The organism is Planosporangium spinosum, from assembly GCF_049999945.1.
Classification (GTDB): Bacteria; Actinomycetota; Actinomycetes; order Mycobacteriales; family Micromonosporaceae; genus Planosporangium; species Planosporangium spinosum.
The window spans coordinates 1-24,651 of sequence record NZ_JBLYUB010000023.1; the positions used below are offsets into that span (position 1 = coordinate 1).

General features: G+C 70.5%; 21 protein-coding genes, 1 tRNA gene and 1 pseudogene. 16 read left to right on the forward strand and 7 right to left on the reverse strand.

Features of this window, described 5'->3' with window-relative positions:
- The first annotated feature begins 507 nt into the window (after nt 1-507).
- Complete coding sequence (locus ACNTMW_RS25600; RefSeq protein ID WP_426636359.1) at nt 508-1,263, forward strand: recombinase family protein; 756 nt, start codon at nt 508-510, stop codon at nt 1,261-1,263.
- A pseudogene (locus tag ACNTMW_RS25605) lies at nt 1,176-1,616 on the forward strand (recombinase family protein); the annotation flags it as partial. The gene ACNTMW_RS25600 and the pseudogene ACNTMW_RS25605, both read left to right, overlap by 88 nt.
- 541 nt (nt 1,617-2,157) lie before the next feature.
- On the opposite strand, the gene ACNTMW_RS25610 reads toward ACNTMW_RS25605, so the two are convergent.
- The 3 genes from ACNTMW_RS25610 to ACNTMW_RS25620 all read right to left on the reverse strand — a co-directional run bounded on the left by ACNTMW_RS25610 (nt 2,158) and on the right by ACNTMW_RS25620 (nt 3,401).
- Nucleotides 2,158-2,241 (reverse strand) — tRNA-Leu (locus ACNTMW_RS25610).
- A 343-nt stretch (nt 2,242-2,584) separates the two neighbouring features.
- Complete coding sequence (locus ACNTMW_RS25615) at nt 2,585-2,728, reverse strand: GPGG-motif small membrane protein (RefSeq protein WP_426636361.1); 144 nt, start codon at nt 2,726-2,728, stop codon at nt 2,585-2,587.
- A gap of 43 nt (nt 2,729-2,771) precedes the next feature.
- Nucleotides 2,772-3,401, reverse strand: a complete 630-nt coding sequence (locus ACNTMW_RS25620) for a hemerythrin domain-containing protein (RefSeq protein ID WP_426636362.1) — start codon at nt 3,399-3,401, stop codon at nt 2,772-2,774.
- 419 nt (nt 3,402-3,820) lie between these two features.
- Between ACNTMW_RS25620 and ACNTMW_RS25625 the strand changes: the two genes are divergently transcribed.
- From ACNTMW_RS25625 to ACNTMW_RS25635, 3 genes are all read left to right on the forward strand, one after another.
- Entirely contained in the window at nt 3,821-4,651 is an 831-nt protein-coding gene (locus ACNTMW_RS25625) for an SGNH/GDSL hydrolase family protein (protein ID WP_426636363.1), read from the forward strand.
- A 198-nt stretch (nt 4,652-4,849) separates the two neighbouring features.
- Complete coding sequence (locus ACNTMW_RS25630) at nt 4,850-6,187, forward strand: M20/M25/M40 family metallo-hydrolase (RefSeq protein WP_426636364.1); 1,338 nt, start codon at nt 4,850-4,852, stop codon at nt 6,185-6,187.
- Nucleotides 6,188-6,275: 88 nt separating this feature from the next.
- Nucleotides 6,276-6,956, forward strand: coding sequence for a hypothetical protein (locus ACNTMW_RS25635; protein ID WP_426636365.1), 681 nt, complete (start codon nt 6,276-6,278; stop codon nt 6,954-6,956).
- A 47-nt stretch (nt 6,957-7,003) separates the two neighbouring features.
- Here ACNTMW_RS25635 and ACNTMW_RS25640 read toward each other — a convergent pair whose 3' ends face one another.
- Both ACNTMW_RS25640 and ACNTMW_RS25645 read right to left on the reverse strand, forming a co-directional pair.
- Complete coding sequence (locus ACNTMW_RS25640) at nt 7,004-7,195, reverse strand: DUF5703 family protein (protein WP_426636366.1); 192 nt, start codon at nt 7,193-7,195, stop codon at nt 7,004-7,006.
- 48 nt (nt 7,196-7,243) lie between these two features.
- Nucleotides 7,244-8,215 (reverse strand): aldo/keto reductase, encoded by a 972-nt coding sequence (locus tag ACNTMW_RS25645; protein WP_426636367.1) that lies wholly within the window; start codon nt 8,213-8,215, stop codon nt 7,244-7,246.
- A gap of 124 nt (nt 8,216-8,339) precedes the next feature.
- Between ACNTMW_RS25645 and ACNTMW_RS25650 the strand changes: the two genes are divergently transcribed.
- From ACNTMW_RS25650 to mshC, 6 genes are all read left to right on the forward strand, one after another.
- Entirely contained in the window at nt 8,340-9,392 is a 1,053-nt protein-coding gene (locus tag ACNTMW_RS25650; protein WP_426636368.1) for an LLM class F420-dependent oxidoreductase, read from the forward strand.
- Between the two features lie 6 nt (nt 9,393-9,398).
- Entirely contained in the window at nt 9,399-10,235 is an 837-nt protein-coding gene (locus ACNTMW_RS25655; protein ID WP_426636369.1) for an undecaprenyl-diphosphate phosphatase, read from the forward strand.
- A 59-nt stretch (nt 10,236-10,294) separates the two neighbouring features.
- The gene (locus tag ACNTMW_RS25660) at nt 10,295-10,996 is read left to right on the forward strand and encodes a histidine phosphatase family protein (RefSeq protein ID WP_426636370.1); all 702 of its coding nucleotides are present in this window, start codon (nt 10,295-10,297) and stop codon (nt 10,994-10,996) included.
- A 58-nt stretch (nt 10,997-11,054) separates the two neighbouring features.
- Complete coding sequence (locus ACNTMW_RS25665) at nt 11,055-11,618, forward strand: DUF3090 domain-containing protein (RefSeq protein WP_426636371.1); 564 nt, start codon at nt 11,055-11,057, stop codon at nt 11,616-11,618.
- Nucleotides 11,619-11,630: 12 nt separating this feature from the next.
- Nucleotides 11,631-12,473, forward strand: coding sequence for an SCO1664 family protein (locus ACNTMW_RS25670; protein WP_426636453.1), 843 nt, complete (start codon nt 11,631-11,633; stop codon nt 12,471-12,473).
- A gap of 78 nt (nt 12,474-12,551) precedes the next feature.
- Nucleotides 12,552-13,799 (forward strand): cysteine--1-D-myo-inosityl 2-amino-2-deoxy-alpha-D-glucopyranoside ligase, encoded by a 1,248-nt coding sequence (gene mshC / locus ACNTMW_RS25675; protein ID WP_426636372.1) that lies wholly within the window; start codon nt 12,552-12,554, stop codon nt 13,797-13,799.
- A 128-nt stretch (nt 13,800-13,927) separates the two neighbouring features.
- Here the strand turns inward: mshC and ACNTMW_RS25680 are convergent, their stop codons facing one another.
- Complete coding sequence (locus tag ACNTMW_RS25680; RefSeq protein ID WP_426636373.1) at nt 13,928-14,719, reverse strand: GntR family transcriptional regulator; 792 nt, start codon at nt 14,717-14,719, stop codon at nt 13,928-13,930.
- 201 nt (nt 14,720-14,920) lie between these two features.
- Here ACNTMW_RS25680 and ACNTMW_RS25685 point away from each other — a divergent pair, with 201 nt between their 5' ends.
- Complete coding sequence (locus tag ACNTMW_RS25685; RefSeq protein ID WP_426636374.1) at nt 14,921-16,132, forward strand: pyridoxal phosphate-dependent aminotransferase; 1,212 nt, start codon at nt 14,921-14,923, stop codon at nt 16,130-16,132.
- A 63-nt stretch (nt 16,133-16,195) separates the two neighbouring features.
- Here the strand turns inward: ACNTMW_RS25685 and ACNTMW_RS25690 are convergent, their stop codons facing one another.
- Nucleotides 16,196-17,080 (reverse strand): PAC2 family protein, encoded by an 885-nt coding sequence (locus ACNTMW_RS25690; RefSeq protein ID WP_426636375.1) that lies wholly within the window; start codon nt 17,078-17,080, stop codon nt 16,196-16,198.
- 147 nt (nt 17,081-17,227) lie between these two features.
- Here ACNTMW_RS25690 and metH point away from each other — a divergent pair, with 147 nt between their 5' ends.
- The 4 genes from metH (at nt 17,228) to ACNTMW_RS25710 (ending at nt 24,633) form a co-directional block, all read left to right on the forward strand.
- Nucleotides 17,228-20,740 carry a methionine synthase gene (gene metH / locus ACNTMW_RS25695; protein WP_426636376.1) on the forward strand — a complete coding sequence of 1,171 codons (3,513 nt, stop codon included), beginning with the start codon at nt 17,228-17,230 and terminating at the stop codon, nt 20,738-20,740.
- A gap of 194 nt (nt 20,741-20,934) precedes the next feature.
- On the forward strand, nt 20,935-22,599 hold the full coding sequence (locus ACNTMW_RS25700; protein WP_426636377.1) for an ABC transporter substrate-binding protein: 1,665 nt from the start codon (nt 20,935-20,937) through the stop codon (nt 22,597-22,599).
- A gap of 76 nt (nt 22,600-22,675) precedes the next feature.
- A complete protein-coding gene (locus tag ACNTMW_RS25705; RefSeq protein ID WP_426636378.1) occupies nt 22,676-23,683 on the forward strand; it encodes an ABC transporter permease in 1,008 nt (335 codons plus the stop codon).
- Nucleotides 23,680-24,633 carry an ABC transporter permease gene (locus tag ACNTMW_RS25710; RefSeq protein ID WP_426636379.1) on the forward strand — a complete coding sequence of 318 codons (954 nt, stop codon included), beginning with the start codon at nt 23,680-23,682 and terminating at the stop codon, nt 24,631-24,633. The genes ACNTMW_RS25705 and ACNTMW_RS25710 overlap by 4 nt, the downstream gene beginning before the upstream one ends.
- Nucleotides 24,634-24,651: the final 18 nt, after the last annotated feature.

Here is a 24,651-nt window from a genome sequence, read left to right on the forward strand (position 1 = left end):
CCGAAACCGGCACAGAGCTCGTCGCCGCTTGACCGCCGTTTGTTGTCAGCCCGACGACGAACCGGAAAACTGAACAGCGCACAGAGCCTCACGCAGGCGATCTACACCATCCCACGGGACGTGACCGTTCGGCAGAGTCCGAGCGCGTCCACTGCGGACCAATCTCGATGGGCCGCCGGACACGAGCCGCCCGCCAGGTCACCGCATCGTCTGGTCAGCCTGCCGCACACACATCCGTTTACTGGTACGACGCACTGGCCGGCTGGCCGGCGGGGGAGCGGCGGTGACGGCCCGGCCCGGACTTGACGGCGCCGGCGAAGCGAAGCGTCCATGCACTGCTGACCTGCCAGCGGCTGAGGCGGAGCCGGACATCCGGGTGCTGGTGCCATCCGGTGAGCCGGTGCTCGAGTCGCCGGTGGCGCAGGCGCTACTCGAGCTGATCAAAGTACTCGCCCGGCCGGAAGCGCGGGCGGGGTACGACCACGTACAGACGCCAATGGAGGATCCGTGAAGTTCGCCTTCGCCGGCCGCTGCTCAACAGAGGATCAACAGGATCCCGAGTCGTCGCGGATCTGGCAACGTAGACGAGCGTCCGCATTGATCGAGCCTCGGGGCGGCCGGATCGTCGCCGAGTACTTCGATATCGGACAGAGTCGGTCGCTGCCCTGGCAGCGCCGACCACGGGTCAGCGCGCTGTTGGAGGCGCTGGCCGACCCCAATCGGGGGTTTGATGCGGTGGTGATCGGAGAGCCACATCGGGCCTTCTATGGCAACCAGTTCGGCCTGACCTTCCCGCTGTTCAACCACTACGGGGTCGAACTATGGGTGCCGGAAGTCGGCGGCCCGCTCGACCCGGATAACGAGGCACACGACCTGGTCATGTCGGTCTTCGGGGGAATGAGCAAGAGAGAACGCAACCGCGTCAAGGTCCGGGTCCGGGCGGCGATGGCGGCGCAGGCTCAAGTCGAAGGCCGGTTTCTTGGTGGGCGACCACCCTATGGTTACCAGATCGTGGATGCCGGCCCGCACCCCAATCCGAGCAAGGTCGCCGACGGCCGCCGCCTGCACCGACTCGACCTCGACCCCATGACGGCGCCGGTCGTCGAACGCATCTTCCGGGAGTATCTGGCCGGGAGGGCATCTTCGCGATCGCCGAAGAGCTCACCCGGGATGGCATCCCCTGTCCATCCGCGCACGACCCGGGCCGCAACCGGCACCGCTCCGGGATCGCCTGGTCAAAGATGGCCATCCGCGCGATCCTGACCAACCCCCGCTACACCGGCTACCAATGCTGGAACCGCCAGCGCAAAGACGAGATCCTCGTCAACGTCAAAGACGTCGCGCTGGGCCACACCACCCGGCTGCGCTGGAACACCAGCGACAAGTGGATCCGATCCGACAAGCCGGCGCATGCGGCGATCGTCAACCTGGACACGTTCGATCAAGTCCAGGCCAAGCTGGCCACCCGAGGAGCAACAACCACGCAGGTCAAACCCCGCCGTACCCCACGGCCGTACATCTTCCGCGGCCTGCTGTTCTGCGCGGTATGCGGCCGGCGCATGCAGGGCCAGTGGCTACACGGGATGGCTTACTATCGCTGCCGGTTCCCCGAGGAATACGCTCTCGCCAATAAGCTGGCCCACCCCCGTAACGTCTACCTCCGCCAGGATCACCTCGTCGACCCGCTTGACGAGTGGCTGCTGGCCGCGTTGGCCCCGCACAACCTCGAGGCCACCATTGCTGCGATGGAGGCCGCCCAACCCATCCCTGCGCAGCCGAGTACCGACGCGGCCGACCACATCCTGGCCGAATGCGACCGCAAGATCGCGAACTATCGAGCCCTGCTCGACGCGGGAACCGACCCCAGTCTCGTGGCGGGCTGGATCTCCGAGATCACCGCCATCCGCACGGCGGCGGAGAACCAACGAGATCGCCGCCGCGGCGGCGCGACCGTGCCGGCAAGGCTCACCAAAGAGCAGATTCGCGGTCTGATCACGGCGGTCGGCGACCTCAGAACAGCCCTGCGCCGGGCCGACGCCGCGACCGCGAAAGCGGAGCTGTACCGGCGGCTGCGGATCCGGCTCACTTACGACCCTGGAAAGCAGATCGTCCGGGCTGAGTCAGAACTCAGCCCGGACGACGTAGGCATCGGGTCAGTGTCCGAGGGGGGACTTGAACCCCCACGCCCTATACGGGCACTAGCACCTCAAGCTAGCGCGTCTGCCATTCCGCCACTCGGACCTACCATGCTCCCGGCGCAGCACGACGGGGCGTACTTCCCCGTCGGCCTGGCCGGCCGCACGGAGAATGACTGTACACCCCCGGCGTCGATCATGCGAAACGGCTCGCGGGACTTCTTCCGTCGCACTGGGGAGGGCGCGTCCCGTCGATGGCGCCGGCCGTCGTCACGGGGGCCTGGGTGGCGCCTGCCATGCTCAGGGCGCCCGGTTGACAGCGCTCCACGGCGCGCTGAGACGTTCGTGGTGCGGACAGGCCGGTGGGCCTGGCGGAGGCGCACAACCCTGCCAGGCCCACCGGAGGGCGGGGCTCGCGGCCGGTGGGGAGCCCGGCGCGGCCCCTGTCACTAGCTGAAGATGCTGACACCGCCCGGGCCGACCAGCAGACCGACGATGATCAGCACGATTCCCCACAGCACCTGCGACCGCAGGAGGGCCACGATGCCGGAGACGACCAGTACCACCGCGAGGATCCACAGAAGAGTAGCCATGACCTTTGATTTCCCTTCTTTTCCGATTGATAAACGCTGAGACCTAAAGGTCCTCAGGCCAGGTGGTACGCCCGACTACGACGTCGCGGATCTTGTCCACCACGCCGACCGCCGGGTCGACCACCTTGTTGGCCGGGGGAGTAAGGGGGGTCGCCGGGTGCGGCCGGGTGGGTGCCGCCTCGTGGGCGATCTCGACCCGGTTACCTAGGCGGATCAGCTCGTTCTCGCTGCACCGCTCCCGCAGGCGGGGAAAGATCTCGTACGACGCCCGCTCGGCGTGGCGCGCGACCTGCCGGGTGACGGTGTCGACGAGCCTCGGGTAGGCGGGGTCGTCGACGGGCGTGGTGTGCAGTTCCTTGAGCGTGTGCAGCATCGCCGCGTCCTCGCTGAGTTCCTGGTCGGCGAGGAGGGCGCCGTCAGGGAGGACGGCCCGGGCGGTGGGATAGGTGTACTGCTCGTCCACCGACAGGTGCCGCGACAACATCGCGACCAGGACGTCGGTCAGTGACGGGGTCTCCGCCGGGTCCGTCAGGTGCTCGCCGAGCCGGTTGCACAGGGCGATGATCTGGTGGTGGTCGTCGATCAGAATGTCGACCATGCTGCGGCCGCCCGGATGGACGTCGTCGTCACTGACCGCCGGGGCGGGCGGTAGGGGAGGCAGGGGCGCGGCCACGGATGGGACTCCTTCGGGCGTACTGACGTTGCCCGATCTCTACCCCCACCGCTCGACCGTCAAACCGCAGTTCGAACCAGGCCCGGGGCCGGCGGCCGAACCGCAGCTCGGACCGCGCCCGGGGCCGGCGGCCGAGCCGCGGCCCGGACCGTCGGCTGAACGAGCTCCGAACGCGGCCTTGGTCGGCTGCTGAGCCGCGGTCCGGACCGTCACCTGAGCGGAGTTCGGGACCGGCTCGTGCCGGCCCTCGGGATCGCGGTCCTCACCCGTCCGGATCGCGGTCCGTTCCCGTCCGTGCTTGACGGAACGTGACAGCCCATTCACCAATAGCGAATTCAGTTATGCCCATGGATTCACGTTTCCGTGCGATAAAGAAAGTTACCCCTTGGTAACCCCGCCGCACGAAACGAGGTCCACCCATGAGACTCGTGCGCCCCGGCCTGCTCGCCCTCACCATGGGCCTGGCCACCGCCGTCGCGTCCAGCACCCCGGCCCATGCGGCCGCCGGACCGCCGCCCAGCTCGATGGCGAGCATGGGCGACTCGATCACCCGCGGCTTCAACGCCTGCGGCTGGTTCGTCGACTGCACCTCCCGGTCGTTCAGTACCGGTGACGACACCGGCGTCAACAGCCACTACCTGCGCATCCGGGCGAAGAACAGCGCGATCGGCGGCAGGAACTACAACGACGCCCGCAGTGGCGCCAAGGCCGCCGACATGCCGGGCCAGGCCGACACCGCGGTCTCCCAGCGCGTCCAGTACGTCACGATGCTCATCGGCGCCAACGACGCGTGCACCAGCTCGGAGTCGACGATGACCTCGGTCAGCGCGTTCCGTGCGTCGATCGACACCGCGCTGGGCAAGCTCAAGGCCGGCCTGCCGGGCAGCAAGGTCCTGGTTGTGAGCATCCCCGACGTCAAGCGCCTGTGGGCGGTGGGCAAGGACAACGCCAGTGCCCGTGGCGCGTGGTCGCTGTTCGGAATCTGCCAGTCGCTGCTGGCCAACCCGACCTCGACGGCGGCCACGGACAACGCCCGCCGTGACCGGGTACGCCAGCGGGTGGTCGACTTCAACGCCCAACTGGCGCAGGCGTGCGCCGCGTACGGCTCCGACTGCGCGTTCGACGGCAACGCGGTCTTCGCCTATCCCTTCGTCCTGTCGCAGGTGTCCACCTGGGACTACTTCCACCCCAACGCCAGCGGCCAGGCAGTCCTGGCCCAGGTCTCGTACACCGCCGGCTTCAACTGGTGACACCGGGCCGGACCGGCCGTCCCGCACCGGTGACGCGGGGCCACAAACCCGCCGTCCCGCGCACCGGTGACGGCCCGTCCGGCCAGTGCCGCCGGCCGCCGGCCCCTGCGTGAGCCAGTGCCGCCAGCCGCCGGCCCCTGCGTGAGCCGGAACCGGCGGCGTTCTGCCCGATCGGTGCCGGCTGGTATGAAGAGGGGTATGACCTCACACGACGCCCCGGCGGGCGGCCACCCTGTCAGCGCCGTCGACGAGGTGGTCGAGATCTGCCGCGACCTGCTGCGCATCGACACCACCAACACCGGCGACACCGCCACGAGCGCCGGCGAGCGCGCCGCCGCCGAGTACGTCGCGGAGAAGCTGGCCGAGGTCGGCCTGCAGCCGGAGATCCGGGAGAGCGCGCGGGGCCGCACCAGCGTGGTGGCCCGGTACGAGGGTGCCGACCCCGACCGCGGGGCGCTGCTCATCCACGGCCACCTCGACGTCGTGCCGGCCGACGCGGCCGAATGGTCGGTCCACCCGTTCTCCGGTGAGATCTCCGATGGGTACCTGTGGGGTCGGGGCGCCATCGACATGAAGGACTTCGACGCGATGGCCCTCGCGACGGTCCGGCAGTGGCGGCGGGAGGGCCGGGTCCCCCCACGCGACCTGGTGCTGGCGTTCCTCGCCGACGAGGAGGCCGGGGGGCGCTACGGCGCGCAGTTCATGGTCGACCGGCACCCCGACCTGTTCGAGGGCTGTACGGAGGCGATCGGCGAGGTCGGTGGCTTCTCCTACACCGTCGACCAGGACCTGCGCCTGTACCTGGTGGAGACCGCCGAGAAGAGCATCGAGTGGCTGCGCCTGATCGCCACCGGCCGTCCGGGCCACGGATCGATGATCAACGACGACAACGCGATCACCGCGCTGAGCGAGGCCGTGGCACGGCTCGGCCGCCACCGGTTCCCGGTCGTGATGACCGACACGGTACGTGCCTTCCTGGCCCAGGTCTCCGAGGCGCTGCACATCGAGGTCGACCTCGACGACCCCGAGCTGGCCATCGCCAAGCTCGGCCCGATCGCCACGATCATCGGCGCCACGGTGCGTAACACTGCGAACCCGACCAGGCTCGACGCCGGATACAAGGAGAACGTCATCCCCGGCCGGGCCGTCGCGACCGTCGACTGCCGCGCCCTGCCCGGCCAGGAGCACCTCTTCGAGGAGCAGTTGCGGGCGGTGATCGGCCCGGACATCGACATCGAGTACATCGAGCGGCTGCCCGCGCTGGAGACAACCTTCGACGGCCCCCTGGTCGAGGCGATGGGCGCCGCCCTGCGGGCGGAGGACCCGGCGGCGCGGGCCGTGCCCTACATGCTGTCGGGCGGCACCGACGCGAAGGCGTTCAGCCGGCTGGGCATCCGCTGCTTCGGCTTCGCGCCGCTGCGGCTGCCGGCCGATCTCAACTTCGGGGCGCTGTTCCACGGCATCGACGAACGGGTACCGGTGGACGGGCTAAAGTTCGGCGTGCGCGTGCTCGACCGGTTCCTCGCCGCGAGCTGACACCCGCACAGTCCCGCCGTAGCACCGAGTCGACGCCGCACCCGCGTCGCCGACACCGCACCATCACACCCGAAGGGGAGCGACAGCCATGACCGACCGGCACGCGGAGCTGGACACCGCACTGGAGCGGGTGATCTCCGCCGCCCGGGCCCACCTGGCCGCCGTCAAGGCGGCCGACGGGCGCACCGACGACGACCAGGTGTGGCGCGCCTACGTCGAGCTCAACAACGCCTCGTTCGAGTACGACGAGCTGCTGCTCGACGCGTTCGGCGAGGTGACGCCGTGGGACGTGGACGCGATCGACCCGGACGAGGCCGACCGCCAGTTCGCGATGGGTACCGAGGAGGCCGACGACCCGCACCCGCGGGTGATCTCGGTGCGGCAGCGCCGCGACTACCGGGTACCGAGCGTGAGCGCCCTGCTGCGGATGGCCGAGGCGGCGCGGCAGGCCGGCCCGCACGCCGAGAGCGAGCCGGAGCAGCCGATCGAGTCGGTGGGCGAGGCGCTGCTGGAACTCATGCAGGCCGGCGACGGGTCGCTGGGCGCACTCGACATCCCGGAGCTGGAGTCGCTCAACGGGGTCGTGGTGGTCGCCGAGGTCGGCGCCTCGCTGGACCCGGAGGCGTTCGAGGATCACGACGGCACCGGGCCGTTCCAGATCGAGGCCGATGACCGGCTCGTCGACCGGCTCGACGAGCACACCTATGTGCAGTTCGACACCGACGAGGCTGGCGACGATCGGAGCGACCAGGCGGGCGACCGCGCCTGACCGCCCGGGGCCGGCCGGCCCGGGTCACTACGGCGGGCGCCGTCGGGTCAGTACGACAGGCCGGGCTGCGGCTCGGCGCTGACCCGGCGGCGCAGCATGACCTGCCGCGTGCCGTCGGCGAACAGCCGCACCCGGGCCAGTTCCCAACCGCCGTACTCGGCCTGGATCGTCAACTGCGCCGTCGCCGTCAACCGGTCGACGTTCGACGGCAACCGCAACGGCGCGTACTCGTAGTCCATGGTTAACGATCCTGCCCCGCCGGCGCCGGTTCTGACCAGTACGGCGGGTCAGGTTTGGCGCTCCGGGTATCCCCAGGCGACCGCCGACACGTCGTCGAGGGCGGCGCGGATCTCCGGCGGGAGGTCCACCTCCTCCGCCTGCAGCGCGCCGAGCAGTTGGCCGACGGTACGGGCGCCGAGTACCGGGGCGACGACGCCGGGCCGGTCGCGGACCCACGACAGCGCCACCTCCAGGGGCGACACGCCAAGCCCGGTGGCGGCGGTGACCACCGCCTCGACGATGCCGGCGCAGCGCGCGTCGAGGTAGGGCGCGACGAACCGCTCGAAGTGCGGCGAGGCCGCGCGCGAGTCGGCCGGCATCCCGGTGCGGTACTTGCCGGTCAGGACCCCGCGGCCGAGCGGCGACCAGGGCAGGACGCCGATGCCGAGCGCGGCGCAGGCCGGCAGCACCTCCCGCTCCACGCCCCGCTCCAGCAGCGAGTACTCCACCTGGGCGCTGACCAGCGGGGTGCGGCCCGGCCAGGCGAGCTGCCAGGTGGCGGCGCGGGCGGTCTGCCAGCCCGAGAAGTTGGAGATCCCGGCGTAGCGCACCCTGCCGGTGGCCACGGCGGTGTCCAGCGCGGCGAGCGTCTCGTCCAGGGGCGTGTCCGGGTCGTACCCGTGCACCTGCCACAGGTCCAGGTAGTCGGTGCCGAGCCGGGACAGCGTGGCGTCGAGCGCGCGCAGCAGGTGCGACCGGGAGCCGTCGCGGCGGCGGGCCGCCCCGGGCCGCAGCCCGGCCTTGGAGGCGATGATCAGCTCGTCGCGGGGGACTAGGGCGTCCAGTAGGCTGCCGACGACCGCCTCGGCGTCACCGTCGCCGTACACGTCGGCGGTGTCCAGCAGGTCGCCGCCGGCGTCCCGGAACGTCTTGAGCTGCGCGGCGGCGTCGTCGGTGTCGGTGTCCCGTCCCCATGACATCGTGCCGAGGGCCAGGCGGGAGACCGTCAGCCCGCTTCGGCCGAGCGGTCGCTGTTGCATGGACAGAAACGATACGGCGCGGGTGATCGGAATGGGGCTCCGGCGCCCCGTTACCCTGACGGTGCCCGCCCGTCCGAGGCGCGGCGACTTGCGACTTCCATCCGATTCTCGATGGGGAGACTCCATGCGTCTGGCACTCAATCTCGGCTATCAGACCGCCTGGTCCAGTGCGGCCGATCACCTGGTCCTCACCCAGGAGGCGGACCGCCTCGGTTACTCGACGGTGTGGGTCGCCGAGGCGTACGGTTCGGACGCTCCGACGATGCTGGCCTGGTTCGCCGGCCAGACCAGCCGTATCGAGCTCGGCAGCGCCATCTTCCAGATCCCGGCCCGTACGCCGGCGATGACCGCGATGACCGCCGCCACCCTGGACACGATCTCCGGTGGCCGGTTCCGGCTCGGCCTGGGCGTGTCCGGCCCGCAGGTCTCCGAGGGCTGGCACGGGGTGCGCTTCGGCAAGCCGCTCGAGCGCACCCGCGAGTACGTCGACATCGTCAAGATGGCGCTGTCCCGCAAGAACGTCGAGTACCACGGCAACCACTACGAGCTGCCGTTGCCCGACGGCCCGGGCAAGGCGCTGCGGCTGACCCTGCACCCGGTGCGCGACCAGATCCCGATCTACCTCGCCGCGGTGGGACCGAAGAACCTGGAGCTGGCCGGCGAGATCGCCGACGGCTGGCTGGCGATCTTCTACTCACCGGAGTTCGCGGCCGAGCAGCATGCCCAGATCGCCGCGGGCCGTGCCAGGGCCGGCAAGGACATGACCGGCTTCGACGTGGTGGCCAACGTGCCGACCGTGATCGGCGACGACGTGGAGTCGTGCGCCGAGCTGGTCCGCAACTACGCCGCCCTGTACGTGGGCGGCATGGGCAGCCGGGAGAAGAACTTCTACAACCAGCTCGCCACCCGGATGGGCTACGGCGAGGCCGCCCGCGAGGTGCAGGATCTGTACCTGGCCAAGCGCCACCGCGACGCGGCCGCCGCGATCCCGATGGAGTTCATCGACCGCACGTCGCTGATCGGCCCGGTCGACCGGATCGCCGAGCGGATGCGCGCGTACGCCGAGGCCGGCGTGACCACGCTGTCGGCGGTACTGTTCGTCGGCGACGCCTCCGACGGCGTCCGCGCACTGCGCCAGATCCACGAGGCGTACGCCAAGTCCGGGGTGGGGGAGTAACCGACCGTGCACATCTGGCAGGCGATTCTGCTCGGCATCGTCGAGGGTCTGACCGAGTTCCTCCCGGTGTCGTCGACCGGTCATCTGACCGTCACCGAGAAGCTGCTGGGACTCAAGCTCGACGACCCGGGTCTCACCGCGTACACGGCGATCATCCAGATCGGCGCGATCGCGGCGGCGATCATCTACTTCTGGCGCGACATCGTGCGCTGCATCATGGGCTTCGTGCGCGGCCTGACCAGCGCGCAGGGTCGCCAGTCGGAGGACTGGCGGATGGCGCTCAACGTGATCGTCGGCTCCCTCCCGATCGGCGTGGTCGGGCTGCTCGCCAAGCCGCTGATCGAGGGACCGCTGCGCAGCCTGTGGGTGGTCGCCAACACGTTGATCGCGTGGTGTCTGGTCCTGGTGTACGCCGAGTACCGGGCCACCCAGAAGCGCGCCGAGGGCGACGTGACGCTCAAGGACGCGGTGATCATCGGGGCGGCGCAGAGCCTGGCGCTCATCCCCGGTGTGTCCCGCTCCGGCGCCACGATCAGCGCCGGGCTGCTGCGGGGCATCGACCGGGTGACCGCGACCCGGCTGTCGTTCCTGCTGGGCATCCCGGCCCTGACCGCCGCGGGCCTCCTCGAAGCGGTCAGCCAGGCCGACCAGGTGTCGGCCACGGTGGGCTGGGGCGCGACCGGCATCGGCATCGTGGTCAGCTTCGTGGTCGGGTACGCCTCGATCGCCTGGCTGTTGAAGTTCGTCGCCAACCACTCGCTGGTGTCGTTCGTCTGGTACCGGGTGCTCGCCGGCCTGGCGATCATCGGCCTGCTGGCGGCCGGCGTCGTCACCGCGACCTGATCGGGGCACTCTTCCATGATCATGGGTGCGGGGCCGGGTCGCCACGTAGGCTCCCCGTCGTGACCACCGTCATCCTGCTCCGGCACGGCCGGACCACCGCCAATGCCGACGGCACCCTCGCCGGCCACCAGCCGGTCGGGCTCGACGACCTCGGCCAGTTGCAGGCCAAGGCGGCCGGGGAGCGCCTGGCCGGGGTGCCGCTGGCCGCCGTGGTGACCAGCCCGCTGGCCCGCTGCCGCGAGACCCTCGCGCTGGCGCTGCCCGACGCCCAACCGCGCGTCGACGACCGGTTCATCGAGTGCGGCTACGGCGACTGGGAGGGCCAGTCGCTGGCGAAGTTGGCCAAGGACCCGCTGTGGAAGGTGGTGCAGCAGCACCCGTCCTCGGCGACGTTCCCCGGCGGGGAGCCCCTCGCGGTCATGTCGGCGCGGGCGGTGGCGGCCGTGCGGGACTGGGACGCGCGGATCAGCGCCGAGCACGGCCCGCACGCCCTGTGGCTGGCGTGCAGCCACGGCGATGTGATCAAGGCCATCGTCGCCGACGCCCTCGGCGTACACCTGGACATGTTCCAGCGCGTCGTGGTGGAACCGGCCTCCGTGACGGTGATCAACTACACCCCGCTGCGGCCGTTCGTGGTCCGGCTCAACGACACCGGTAACGCCTTGAGCAGCCTGGTTCCGCGCGGACGGACCCGGCGACGGCGGACCGCGCGCGAGTCCGACGCCGCGGTCGGCGGTGGTGCCGGCGCGCCGGAGGCGTAGCCCGTGATGAGTACCTACCAGCGCGACACGCGGCGCCTGGGCGGATAGGGTCTTCCATATGACCCACCAGGTGTACGCGTTCGAACCGCCGGAGCGGTTCGTGGCCGGAACCGTGGGTGCGCCGGGAGAACGGACGTTCTTCCTGCAGGCCCGCGGGGGCGGCCGGCTGGTTACCGTGGCGCTGGAGAAGGTGCAGGTGGCCCTGCTGGCCGAGAAACTCGACGAGCTGCTCGTCGAGGCGCACCGCCGCTTCGGTGTCGAGTTGCCGCCCACCGACCCGACACCCGCCGACAACGAACCCCTCGAGACCCCCCTCGATGAGGAGTTTCGGGTCGGGACGCTCGGCCTGGCCTTCGACGTCGACACCGCGACCGTCGTCATCGAGGCGATCGCCGTTGGCGAGGGCGAGGCCGAGGAGGAGGAAGACGAAGACGAAGACGACGAGGAACTGGCGGCCGACCGCGACCGGCTACGGGTGCGGCTCACCCCGCAGGCGGCCCGGGCCTTCATCGACCGGGCCCGCAAGGTGGTCGCCTCCGGGCGCCCGCCGTGCCCGCTGTGTGGCCAGCCGCTCGACGCGCGCGGGCATCTCTGCCCGCGGCACAACGGCTACCGTCGGTAACGTGCGGTGACCGTGGATCCGACCGGCGCGGCCCACCAACCGGCCGGCCCGCCGCCGGCTGCGCTCGACGAGTCCGCTGCGCTCACCCTGCTGCGCACCGGAGACCTGGAGTTGGAGGGGCGCCTGGTCGACGCGTCGAACGCCACCCTCCGGGCCGTCATCACCGCCGACGGGGTGACCGCGCGGTGCGTGTACAAGCCGGTCCGCGGCGAGCGGCCGCTGTGGGACTTCCCCGACGGCACCCTGGCCGATCGGGAGGCCGCCGCGTACCTGTTGTCCAGCGGCGCCGGTTTCGACGTGGTACCGCCGACCGTCCTGCGCGACGGTCCGCTCGGACCGGGCATGTGCCAGCTGTGGATCGACGAGGAGCGCCAGGACGAGCCGCTGCTGGGGTTCGTGCCGCACCGGGAGGTGCCGGCCGGCTGGCGCCGGGTCGCCGCCGCGCGTGACGAGCGGGGCCGACCGTACGCGCTGGCCCACGCCGACGACCCGCGACTCGCCCGGATGGCGATCTTCGATGCGGTGGTCAACAACGCCGACCGCAAGGGCGGCCACGTCATCGTCACCGTCGACGGCCGGGTGTACGGCGTCGACCACGGCGTGACCTTCCACACCGAGGACAAACTGCGCACGGTCCTGTGGGGCTGGGTCGGCGAGCCGCTGCCCGCCGAGGGCGTCGAACTGCTGGAGAAGCTGCGCGTCGAGCTGACCGGGCGGCTGGGCGGGACGCTCGCCGAACACCTGACCGAGATGGAGGTCGGCACGCTCGCGATGCGGGTGGACCGGCTGCTGGCCACGCGTTGCTTTCCGCAACCGAGCGAGGAGTGGCCGTCGATACCGTGGCCGCCGATCTGACGGTGTGACCGAACCGTCGGTGCGAAGTGATCGTGCCGGCGACGTGACGGTCGTCGGGCGGCACTACCCTTGACCGCCATGGACTCTTGGTCGGCACCCGATGTCCCCTCGTTGCCCGGCACCGGCGCGACGCTCGCCCTGTACGACTCGGCCCGGCGCGCGGTCGCCCCGACACTCGGTGTGGACTCCGGCCGCCCGGCCACGATGTACGTGTGCGGCATCACCCCGTACGACGCCACCCACCTCGGCCACGCCGCCACGATGATCACGTTCGACCTGGTGAACCGGGTCTGGCGCGACGGTGGCCTGCCGGTGCGGTACGTGCAGAACGTCACCGACATCGACGACCCGCTGTTGGAGCGGGCCGCCCGCGACTCCGAGGACTGGGTCGTGCTGGCCATGCGCGAGACCGCCCTGTTCCGCGAGGACATGGAGGCGCTGCGGATCCTGCCGCCGGAGCGGTACGTGGGCGCGGTCGAGTCGATTCCGCGGATCGCCGAGCGGGTCGACGCCCTGCTCGACCGGGGCGCCGCCTACCGCCTCGAGGACGGCACCGGTGACGTGTACTTCGACATCGGCGCCGCGCCGCGGTTCGGGTACGAGTCGAACCTGAGCCGGCCGGAGATGGTCCGCCTCGCCGCCGAGCGCGGGGGAGACCCGGACCGGCCGGGTAAGCGCGACCCGCTCGACCCGCTGCTGTGGCGCGGGTCGCGCGAGGGCGAGCCGTCGTGGCCCGGCGGCGAGCTGGGACCGGGGCGCCCCGGTTGGCACATCGAGTGCGCGGTCATCGCCATGGAGATCCTCGGCGACACCCTCGACGTCCAGGGCGGCGGCAACGACCTGCTCTTCCCGCACCACGAGTGTTCGGCGGCGCACGCCGAGGTGCTCAGCGGGGTGACGCCGTTCGCGCGGCACTACGTGCACGCCGGCATGATCGGCCTGAACGGCGAGAAGATGTCCAAGAGTCGCGGCAACCTGGTGTTCGTGTCGCGGCTGCGGGGTGACCACGTCGACCCGATGGCCGTGCGGCTCGGCCTGCTCACCGACCACTACCGCGCCGACCGGATGTGGACCGACGACGTGCTCAAGGCCGGACAGCAGCGGCTGGCCCGCTGGCGGGAGGCGGTGGCGGCCCCCGCCGGGCCGTCCGGCGCCGCCGTCCTGGCGGGACTGCGCGAGCGGCTGGCCGACGACCTGGACGCACCGGGGGCGCTCGCCGTCGTCGACGTGTGGGCCGACGCGGCGCTCGCCGGGGACGGCACCGACCCGGCCGCTCCGGCGCTGGTCCGCGCAGCCGTCGACGCGCTGCTCGGCGTCGCGCTTTGATCCCTTGATCCACACAACGTCCGGGAAGGTGTGGTCTCCGGTCGGTCAGGACACCACACCTTCCCGGACGTTGTCCTGACCTTGGGGCGGCCGCGCGGGCCCGGAACGAGCCGAGCGCGATGTCGGGCTTAGCCGAGCGCGATGTCGGGCTCCTCGGGCAGGGCCGGCCGGGCGCCGGGGATCTTGTACTCCTCGGTCAGCGTCGTCATCGGACCCGGCCAGGTCGCCTCGGCGACCTCGATCGGGCGGTGGTCGGCGTCGTAGGCCACGTGCAGCAGCACGAGGACCGGCGTGTCGGGGCGGATCTGCAGCAGCTCCGCCTCCTCCCGGGTGGGCAGCCGGGCGCTGAGCTGGTCGGTGGCGCTGGTGTACACCCGGCCGGTGACCTCCTCGACCTCCTGGTACAGCGGCCGGCCGAAGGTCTGCGGCTGTTCCAGGGAGGTGCCGGCGGTGTCGGCCGGGCGCAGCCAGGAGGCGCCCACCTCGACCGGGGCGTCGCCGGTGCGTACCAGATGCCGGCGGGTGACCAGCTCGGCGCCGGCGGACAGGCCGAACGCCTCGGCCACCTCGGCCGGGGCGGCGGCGCGACCCACGAAGATCAGGTGCTGCCGGTACCGGGCCGCGAGGTCGGCGTGGTATCCGCGCTGGGCGCCGTAGCGGCCCCGGGACAGCCGGTTGAGCCGCCGCTTGGTGCCGCGCACGTACGTGCCGGAACCGGGCTTGGTGATCAACAATCCCTCGACCCGGAGCTGGTCGATGGTGCGCTGCACGGTCTGCTTGGCGACGCCGTACGCCTCGGCCATGGCCGGGATCGACGGTAGCCGCTCGCCGGGAGCCCACTCGCCCCGGTGGATCCGGGCGCGCAGTTGAGCGGCGATCTGGCGGTGCGGGAACTCCGCCGCGCCGGGGTTGATGCTCATGGTCCTCAACCTAGCATCCTAGGACGCCGTACGGGGAGTGGTGCACCTCATCCCGCCCGGCGTGTCGCGGGCTCGCCGGCGCGTCATCGCACCTCGGATCGGTGCGTCATCGCACCTCGGATCGGCGTGTCGCGGACCACAAAGCGCCCATGCGGCGGGATACCAGCGCGTAATGCCGGCCCGACTCTCTAAGGTGGCGACATGCAGGTGACTCAGTCGGCCAAGCTCGCGAACGTCTGTTACGAGATCCGGGGACCGGTCCTGCGCCAGGCGAAGCAGATGGAGGCCGAGGGGCAGCGCATCCTCAAGCTCAACATCGGCAACCCGGCGCCTTTCGGCTTCGAGGCGCCGGAGGAGATCCTGCAGGACGTCATCCTCAACCTGCCCAACGCCCACGGCTACGGCGACTCCAAGGGGCTGCTGTCGGCCCGGCGTGCGGTCGTGCAGTACTACCAGCAGAAGGGCCTGCCCGGCGTCGACATCGAGGACGTGTACCTCGGCAACGGCGTCTCCGAGCTCATCGTCATGGCGATGCAGGGGCTGCTCGACAACGGCGACGAGGTGCTCATCCCGGCGCCCGACTACCCGCTGTGGACCGCGGCGGTCAGTCTCTCCGGCGGCCGGCCGGTGCACTACGTCTGCGACGAGCAGGCCGGCTGGTTCCCCGACCCGGCCGACATCGAGTCGCGGATCACCGACCGTACCCGGGCGATGGTGATCATCAACCCCAACAACCCGACCGGCGCGGTCTACCCCACGGAGCTGCTCGAGCGGCTCGTCGAGATCGCCCGCCGACACAACCTGGTCGTCTTCTCCGACGAGATCTACGACAAGATCCTCTATGACGGCGTGACCCACACCTCGACCGCGACCCTCGCGCCGGACCTGCTCTGCGTGACGTTCAACGGCCTGTCCAAGGCCTACCGGGTCGCCGGGTTCCGCACCGGATGGATGGTCATCTCCGGGGCCAAGCAGCACGCCGAGAGCTACATCGAGGGCCTGGACGTGCTGTCCAACATGCGGCTGTGCCCCAACATGCCGACCCAGTTCGCGGTGCAGACGGCCCTGGGCGGCTACCAGAGCATCGACGACCTGGTCCTGCCCGGGGGCCGGCTGGTCGCGCAGCGCGACACCACGTGGAAGCTGCTCAACGAGATCCCCGGGGTGAGCTGCGTCAAGCCGACCGGCGCGCTGTACGCGTTCCCGCGGCTGGACCCGAAGATGTACCCGATCGTCGACGACGAGAAGTTCGTCATGGACCTGCTGGTGGCCGAGCGGGTCCTCGTCGTGCAGGGGACCGGCTTCAACTGGGGCGCCCCGGACCACTTCCGGATCGTCACGCTGCCCCGGGTGGCCGACCTCGAGGACGCGATCGGCCGGATCGCCCGGTTCCTCAGCCGGTACCGCCCGTAGCGGAACGGCACCCGCGCACACCGGTGCGTCTTCCGGCGTGCGCGGGTGCCGTTCCGGCAGGGTCTACCAGGAGGGGCCGGTCGGCCCGGTGGCCGACGGGCCGGCCTGGCCACCGCGGCGGCGCAGGTACTTCTCGAACTCGTGGGCGATCTCGTCGCCGGAGAGCGGTTGCAGGCCGGCGTCGCCGGAGCGCTCCTCCAGCTCCCGGACGTACTCGGCCAGCTCGGCGTCCTGTTCGGCGGCGGCCCGCAGCCGCTCCTCCCACTCGGCCGACTCCTCGCCCAGGTCGGCCACCGGCACCGGCAGGTCGAGCACGTCCTCGACCCGGTGCAGCAGCGACAGCGTCGCCTTCGGACAGGGCGGGTTGTTGGCGTAGTGCGGCACGTGCACCCAGAACGAGATCGCCGGCAGGTCGGCACGGGTGCAGGCGTCCTGCAGGATGCCGACGATGCCGGTGGGGCCCTCGTACCGGTTGGGGGTCAGGTTGTACTTCTCGATGGTGGCCACGTCGGACGCGCTGCCGGTCACCGGCAGCGGTCGGGTGTAGGGCACGTCGGCGAGCAGCGCGCCGAGCAACACGACCTGGGTCACCTCGAGGCTGTGACAGATCTCCAGGAGCGAATCGCAGAAGGTGCGCCAGCGCATGCTCGGCTCGATGCCGCGGATGAGCACCACGTCCCGGTCGGCGCCGGGTGGGCTGGCGACCGAGAACCGGGTGGTCGGCCACTCGATACGCCGGGTCTCGCCGTCGGCGAGCGCCACGATCGGGCGGTTGACCTGGAAGTCGTAGAACTCCTCGGGATCGATCTCGGTCACCGGGCGGGCATCCCACATCTGCTCCAGGTGTTCCACCGCGGCGGTGGACGCGTCAGCGGCGTCGTTCCACCCCTCGAAGGCGGCGATGGCGATGGGGGAGCGCAGTACGGGGAGGCCGTCGAACTCGGTCACGCTGCCAAGCGTACGTGTCCGTATCGGATTCGGCGCCTCGGCCGCGCCGCCGGCCGTGTCGGAAGGGGCGCGATCCGCGAGGTACGGGTACCGCATGACGGGAGTGAAGTGGGGAATTGCCCTCTTTTCCGGCTAGCCTCTTACGACGTGTCGAGCTCATTGTTCAGTGTGCTGTCGGAGCGGATCCTGGTCGCCGACGGGGCGATGGGAACGATGCTGCAGGCGGCGGACCTGACCCTCGACGACTTCGATGGGCACGACGGGTGTAACGAGGTTCTCAATGTAACCCGTCCGGACGTCGTCCGCAGCGTTCACGATGCATACCTGGCAGCCGGTGCGGACTGCGTCGAGACGAACACGTTCGGTGCCAACCTCGGCAACCTGGGGGAGTACGGGATCGAGTCCCGGATCCGGGAGCTGTCCGAGGCCGGCGCCCGACTGGCGCGCGACGCGGCCGACGCCTGGTCGACACCCGACCAGCCGCGGTTCGTCCTCGGCTCGGTCGGCCCCGGCACGAAGCTCCCGACGCTCGGGCACGCCCCGTACGCGCGGCTGCGCGACGCGTACCGCGAGAACGTCGCCGGCCTGCTCGCCGGCGGGGTCGACGCGATCCTGGTGGAGACCTGTCAGGACCTGCTGCAGGCGAAGGCGGCCGTGATCGGTGCCCGGCGCGCCATGGCGGACGCTGGTAGCACCGTGCCGCTGATCTGCCACGTCACCGTCGAGACCACCGGAACGATGCTGCTGGGCAGCGAGATCGGCGCGGCGCTGACCGCGCTCGAACCGCTCGGCATCGACCTGATCGGGCTCAACTGCGCCACCGGCCCGGCCGAGATGAGCGAGCACCTGCGCTACCTGTCGCGGTACGCCCGGGTGCCGCTGTCGGTCATGCCCAACGCCGGGCTGCCCCAGCTCACCAGTGAGGGAGCGGTCTACCCGCTGACGCCGGACGAACTGGCAGACGCGCTCGACCGGTTCACCGCCGAGTACGGGGTGTCGCTGGTGGGTGGCTGCTGCGGCACCACCCCGGCGCACGTGGCGGCGGTCGCGCGGCGCCTGGCCGGCCGGCCGCCCGCGCCCCGCGAGCCCCGCCCCGAGGCCGGCGTGGCCAGCATCTACCACCACGTACCGTTCGCCCAGGACGCCAGCGTCCTCATGGTCGGAGAGCGCACCAACGCCAACGGGTCGAAGGCGTTCCGCGAGGCGATGCTGGCGCACGACTGGCAGGCCTGCGTGGAGATCGCCCGCAGCCAGGCCCGGGACGGCTCGCACGTGCTCGACCTGTGCGTGGACTACGTCGGCCGGGACGGCGCGGCGGACATGCGCGAGGTGGCCGGGCGGTTCGCCACCGCCTCCACGCTGCCGATCATGCTCGACTCGACCGAGCCGAACGTGATCGAGGCCGGGCTGGAGATGCTCGGCGGCCGCTGCGTGATCAACTCGGTCAACTACGAGGACGGCGACGGCCCCACCTCGCGGTACGCGCGGGTGATGCCGGTCGTGCGCGAGCACGGCGCCGCCGTCGTCGCGCTCACCATCGACGAGGAGGGCCAGGCCCGCACCGCCGAGTGGAAGGTCCGGGTGGCGTCGCGGCTGATCGACGATCTGACCGGCCGGTGGGGCATGCGGCCGGCCGACATCTTCGTCGACTGTCTCACGTTCCCGATCGCCACCGGTCAGGAGGAGACCCGCCGCGACGCGATCGAGACCATCGAGGCGATCCGCCAGATCGCCCGGCGGTACCCGGGGGTCAACTTCACCCTGGGCATCTCGAACGTGTCGTTCGGCCTGAACCCGGCCGCCCGGCAGGTGCTCAACTCGGTGTTCCTGCACGAGTGCGTGCAGGCCGGCCTGACCAGTGCGATCGTGCACGCCTCCAAGATCCTGCCGATCGCCCGTATCCCCGACGAGCAACGCGAGGTCGCCCTCGACCTGGTCTACGACCGGCGCCGCGACGGCTACGACCCGGTCCAGCGGTTCATCGAGCTGTTCGAGGGCGTGGACGCCACCAGCGCCCGCGCCACCCGGGCCCAGGAACTGGCGGGCCTGCCGCTCGACGAGCGGCTCAAGCGGCGCATCATCGACGGTGAACGCAACGGACTGGAGGCCGACCTCGACGCCGCCCTCGACGAGCGCCCGGCCCTGTCGATCATCAACGACATCCTGCTCGACGGGATGAAGGTCGTCGGTGAGCTGTTCGGCTCCGGCCAGATGCAGCTGCCGTTCGTGCTCCAGTCGGCCGAGGTGATGAAGGCCGCGGTTGCCTACCTCGAACCGCACATGGAGAAGAGCGACGCCGGCGGTAAGGGGCGCATCGTGCTCGCCACCGTCAAGGGCGACGTGCACGACATCGGCAAGAATCTCGTCGACATCATCCTGTCCAACAACGGCTACGAGGTCGTCAACCTCGGCATCAAGCAGCCGATCACCGCGATCCTGGAGGCCGCCGAGACCCACGACGCCGACGCGATCGGGATGTCCGGCCTGCTCGTCAAGTCCACGGTGATCATGAAGGAGAACCTGGAGGAGATGAACGGCCGCGGCGTCGCGCAGCGCTGGCCGGTCCTGCTCGGCGGCGCCGCGCTGACCCGCGCGTACGTCGAGGACGACCTGCGCGCCCGGTACGCCGGCGACGTCCACTACGCCCGGGATGCCTTCGAGGGACTGTCGCTGATGGACCGGGTGATGACCGCCAAGCGGGGCGGCGTGGCCGTCGTCGACCCCGAGCGCGAGGCCGCACTCGCCGCCCGCCGGGCCCGCCGGCAGAAGAGCGCGACGGTACGCGAGCAGCTACCCGGCCTCGACGACACCTCGGTCCGCTCCGACGTGGCCGCCGACGCGCCCGTACCGGCGGCGCCGTTCCTCGGTACCCGGGTCGTGCGTGGCATCCCGCTCGCCGACTACGCCGCGCTGCTCGACGAGCGGGCGACATTCCTGGGCCAGTGGGGGCTGCGCGGCGCCCGGGGCGGCGGCGGACCGTCCTACGAGGAGCTGATCGAGACCGAGGGCCGGCCGCGGCTGCGGTACTGGCTGGACCGGCTCGCCGCCGACAAGGTCCTCGAGGCGGCCGTGGTCTACGGGTACTTCCCGGCGTACTCCGAAGCGAACGACCTGGTCGTGCTCGACGAGAACGGGCACGCCGAGGTCGCCCGGTTCACGTTCCCGCGCCAGCGCAGCGAGCGCCGGCTGTGCCTGGCCGACTTCTTCCGCGGCCGCGACTCCGGGCACCTCGACGTGGTCGGCTTCCAACTGGTCACGGTCGGCCAGCCGATCAGCGAGTACACCGCCAAGCTGTTCGCCGGGCACTCCTACCGCGACTATCTGGAAGTCCACGGCCTGTCCGTGCAGCTCACCGAGGCCCTCGCCGAGTACTGGCACAAGCGGATGCGCGAGGAACTGGTCCTGCCCGACGGGCGGCGGGTCGCCGACGACGACCCGGCCGACCTCGACGGGCTGCTGCGCACCGACTACCGGGGTTGCCGGTACGCGTTCGGTTATCCGGCCTGCCCGGATCTGGAGGACCGGACGAAGATCGTGGAGCTGCTGCGGCCCGACCGGATCGGTGTGACGCTGAGCGAGGAGTACCAGCTCATGCCCGAGCAGGCCACGGACGCGATCATCGTGCACCACCCGGAGGCGAGCTACTTCAACGCCAAGTGAGGCGTCCGTCCGCGATCGTGGACGGACAGGCCGGCTTCCGGTCGCCGGCTTGTGACACCGGTGGCGCTCCACCGAGATCGAATGTCACGGATTGGCCCCAAAGCCTTCCCGGGCGTTCCCTCGATCCTTCACCCCGGATTAGATTTCCGCTACTCGATGACGCCATGGACGCCGTCGTACGTGAGGGGTGAGGAATGCAGGCACGAAGGCTGAGGGTGGCGGCTGTCGTCGCCGCCGGCGCGCTGGTGATCGGCGCGGCCGGCTGCGCCGAGAGCAAACGCGGTTCGGAGCCGGCCAAGACCGGAGGCACGTTCGTCTTCGCCGGCGCCGGCGACCCGAAGAACCTCGATCCGATCTTCAACGATGACGGCGAATCGTTCCGGCCGGCCCGTCAGATGTTCGACACTCTGGTCCAGCACAAGCCGGGCACCGCCGAGTTGGCGCCGGGCCTGGCGGAGAAGTGGGAGAGCGACCCGACCGGCAAGGTGTGGACGTTCACCCTGCGCAAGGGGGTCAAGTTCCACGACGGCAGCGACTTCAACGCCGCCGCGGTCTGCTTCAACTTCGACCGCTGGTTCAACATGAAGGGCGCCGCCGCGCAGAGCCAGATGATCTACTACGGCGACGTGTTCGAGGGCTTCGCCAAGAACGAGGGCGACACCACGGGCGAGTCGATCTACGACAAGTGTGAGGCGAAGGACGACGGCACGGCCGTCCTCACGCTCAAGAGGTACAAGGGAGCGTTCCCGGGCGCGTTCGCGCTGACCTCGTTCTCCATCTCCAGCCCGAAGGCGCTGCAGCAGTACGGCGCCGACAAGGTGACCCAGCAGGGCGACTCGTTCGAGTACAGCGAGTACGCCAACGCGCACCCGACCGGTACCGGCCCGTTCACCTACGGCGGCTGGGACAAGGCCAACAACACGATCACGCTGAACCGCAACCCCAACTACTGGGGCGAGAAGGCCAAGGTCGACAAGCTCGTCATCAAGGTCATTAAGGACGAGACGGCGCGCAAGCAGGAACTGCGTGCCGGCACGGTCGACGGTATCGACTTCCCGGCGCCCGCCGACGCCAAGGCGCTGTCCGGCGAGGGCTTCAACGTCCTGGCCCGCCCCGCGTTCAACATCCTCTACCTGGGGATCAACCAGAAGAACAACCCCGCGCTCAAGGATCTCCGGGTGCGCCAGGCGCTGGCGTACGCCATCAACCGCGAGCAGTTGGTGCAGACCAAGGCCCCCAAGGGCGCCGAGGTGGCCAAGGAGTTCATGCCGAAGACGGTCCTCGGGTACGCCGACGACGTCACCGACTACAAGTACGACCCGGCGAAGGCCAAGAGCCTGCTCGCCGAGGCCGGCGCGACCAACCTGACGCTCAACTTCTACTACCCGCCGGACGTCACCCGGCCCTACATGCCCAACCCGCAGGAGATCTTCACCGTCATCTCCAACGACCTGCAGGCGGTCGGCATCAAGGTCACCGGCGTACCGCGGCCGTGGAACGGCGGCTACAAGGACGACGTGCAGAAGCTCGGCAAGCACGACCTGCACATCCTCGGCTGGACCGGCGACTACAACGACCCGGGCAACTTCGCCGGGACGTTCTTCGGCCGCGGCAAGGCGGAGTTCGGTGACGAGGCGATGACCGAGATGTTCGACGTCATCGCCAAGGCCGACGCCGAGCCCGACCAGGCCAAGAAGAAGGCCGCCTGGCAGCAGGCCAACAAGGACATCATGGCCAAGTACCTGCCGGCCATCCCGGTGTGGCACTCGCCACCGTCCATCGTGGTTGGCAAGAAGGTCAAGGGCCTCGTCGCCAGCCCGCTGACCGACGAGCGCTTCAACACCGTCTCCAAGAGCTAACCGGCGATTGACGGCCGGCCCGGGTCGGGGAAACCCGACCCGGGCCGGCCCGATGCAAAGGACAGGTGGTCCCTCAATGCTGCGGGTCGTGATCCGCCGTCTGCTCCAGATGGTGGTCACCCTCATCGCGCTTTCGGCGCTGATTTTCGTCTGGCTGCGAAACCTCCCCGGCGGGCCGGTGGAGGCGCTCCTCGGTGAGCGCGCCACCCCCGAACGCCGCGCGCTGCTGACCAAGGCGCTGGGCTACGACCAGCCGATCTGGGTGCAGTACGGCAAGTTCGTCCAGCGCGTCGTCACCGGCAACTTCGGCAACTCCATCCGCAGCGGCGACAGCGTCACCGACACGATCGGGCGGGCGTTCCCGGCCACGATCGAACTGTCCGTCGCGGCGCTCATCATCGCGGTGGGGCTCGGTATCCCGCTCGGCTACCTGGCCGCCCGCCACCGCGGCCGCCTGGTCGACACCGTCATCGTCATCGGCACGCTGATGGGCATCGCGATCCCGATCTTCTTCATGGGCTACCTGCTCAAGGACCAGCTCACCCAGAACCTGCACTGGTTCCCGCCGTCCGGCCGGCAGTCGATCGGCATCGACGCCACCCGGGTCACCGGCTTCTTCGTCCTCGACGGGATCCTCACCCGCGAGTGGGACGCGGCAGGTGACGCCCTCTGGCACCTGGTCCTGCCGGCGATGACGCTCGCGACCATCCCCCTCGCCGTCATCACCCGGATCACCCGGGCCAGCGTGCTCGACGTCCTGGGCGAGGACTACGTCCGCACCGCGGAGGCGAAGGGCCTGCGTAACCGGACGATCCGCGGCCGGCACGTGCTGCGCAACGCGCTGCTGCCGGTCGTTACGACGATCGGGTTGCAGACCGGCGCGCTGCTCGGCGGTGCCGTCCTCACCGAACGGGTGTTCAACTGGGGCGGGATCGGCTCGCTGATCTCGGACTCCATCTCCGGTAGCCGGGACTATCCGGTGCTGCAGGCGCTCATCCTGCTCGCGGCGCTGGTCTTCGTGCTGGTCAATCTGATCGTCGACCTGTCGTACGCGTTGATCGACCCCAGGGTGCGTGTCGGGTGAAGGCAGTCACGGAACGCACGATCGACAAGCTGGACCGGCTCGCCGCCAGTACGGCCGAGGCCGGCGGCGTCAGCCTGCTGCGCGACGCGCTGCGCCGGCTGTCCCGCAACCCGGTGGCCATCGTGGGCGCCGCGATCGTGCTGCTGTTCATCCTGGTCGCGGCGCTCGCCCCGGTCATCGCGCCGCACGACCCGGTCGCCCGGTACCCGGAACTGACCCACGACCTCACCGTCGACAACATCCCCGGCGCCCGGTCCGGCTTCCCGCTCGGCTCCGACCCGCTCGGCCGGGACTTCCTCTCCCGCATGATCCACGGATCCCGCCAGACCCTCTTCGTCGGCGTCGTCGCGACCGCCCTCGGCCTCGCCATCGGGATCGCGCTCGGCACCCTCGCGGGTGCGTTCCCCGGCCGGCTGGGCAAATGGCTGGACCTGGGCATCATGCGACTGACCGACGTGATGCTCGCGCTGCCGAGCCTGCTGCTGGCCGTCACCCTGGTCGCGCTCGTGGCCCGGCCCAGCCAGTGGACGGTCATCGTCGCGGTGGCGCTGGTCAACGTACCCATCTTCGCGCGGCTGCTGCGCGGTTCCATGCTGGCGCAGCGGGAGAGTGACCACGTCCTCGCGGCCCGGTCGCTCGGCGTCCGGCAGGGCACGATCGTGCTGCGGCACATCCTGCCTAACTCGGTCGGGCCGGTGATCGTACAGGGCACGCTCACCTTCGGCACGGCCATCATCGAGGCGGCCGCACTGTCCTTCCTCGGCCTCGGCGACCCGGACATCAACCGGGCCGAGTGGGGCCAGATGCTCGGCGTCGACGGCGTCCGGTACCTCGAGGTACGGCCCGAACTCGCGTACTACCCGGCCATCGCCATCATCATCGTCGCGCTCGGCTTCACCCTGCTCGGCGAGGCGATGCGCGAGGCCCTCGATCCGAAGAACCGCCGGTGACCCCGCAGAAACTCGGTG

Excerpts from the sequence above, each read along its gene's own strand:
- ACNTMW_RS25615 (WP_426636361.1), bottom strand. The coding sequence starts at position 2,728 with ATGGCTACTCTTCTGTGGATCCTCGCGGTGGTACTGGTCGTCTCCGGC.
- ACNTMW_RS25625 (WP_426636363.1), top strand. The coding sequence starts at position 3,821 with ATGAGACTCGTGCGCCCCGGCCTGCTCGCCCTCACCATGGGCCTGGCC.
- ACNTMW_RS25630 (WP_426636364.1), top strand. The coding sequence starts at position 4,850 with ATGACCTCACACGACGCCCCGGCGGGCGGCCACCCTGTCAGCGCCGTC.
- ACNTMW_RS25635 (WP_426636365.1), top strand. The coding sequence starts at position 6,276 with ATGACCGACCGGCACGCGGAGCTGGACACCGCACTGGAGCGGGTGATC.
- ACNTMW_RS25640 (WP_426636366.1), bottom strand. The coding sequence starts at position 7,195 with ATGGACTACGAGTACGCGCCGTTGCGGTTGCCGTCGAACGTCGACCGG.
- ACNTMW_RS25645 (WP_426636367.1), bottom strand. The coding sequence starts at position 8,215 with ATGCAACAGCGACCGCTCGGCCGAAGCGGGCTGACGGTCTCCCGCCTG.
- ACNTMW_RS25650 (WP_426636368.1), top strand. The coding sequence starts at position 8,340 with ATGCGTCTGGCACTCAATCTCGGCTATCAGACCGCCTGGTCCAGTGCG.
- ACNTMW_RS25665 (WP_426636371.1), top strand. The coding sequence starts at position 11,055 with ATGACCCACCAGGTGTACGCGTTCGAACCGCCGGAGCGGTTCGTGGCC.
- mshC (WP_426636372.1), top strand. The coding sequence starts at position 12,552 with ATGGACTCTTGGTCGGCACCCGATGTCCCCTCGTTGCCCGGCACCGGC.
- ACNTMW_RS25680 (WP_426636373.1), bottom strand. The coding sequence starts at position 14,719 with ATGAGCATCAACCCCGGCGCGGCGGAGTTCCCGCACCGCCAGATCGCC.
- ACNTMW_RS25685 (WP_426636374.1), top strand. The coding sequence starts at position 14,921 with ATGCAGGTGACTCAGTCGGCCAAGCTCGCGAACGTCTGTTACGAGATC.
- ACNTMW_RS25700 (WP_426636377.1), top strand. The coding sequence starts at position 20,935 with ATGCAGGCACGAAGGCTGAGGGTGGCGGCTGTCGTCGCCGCCGGCGCG.
- ACNTMW_RS25705 (WP_426636378.1), top strand. The coding sequence starts at position 22,676 with ATGCTGCGGGTCGTGATCCGCCGTCTGCTCCAGATGGTGGTCACCCTC.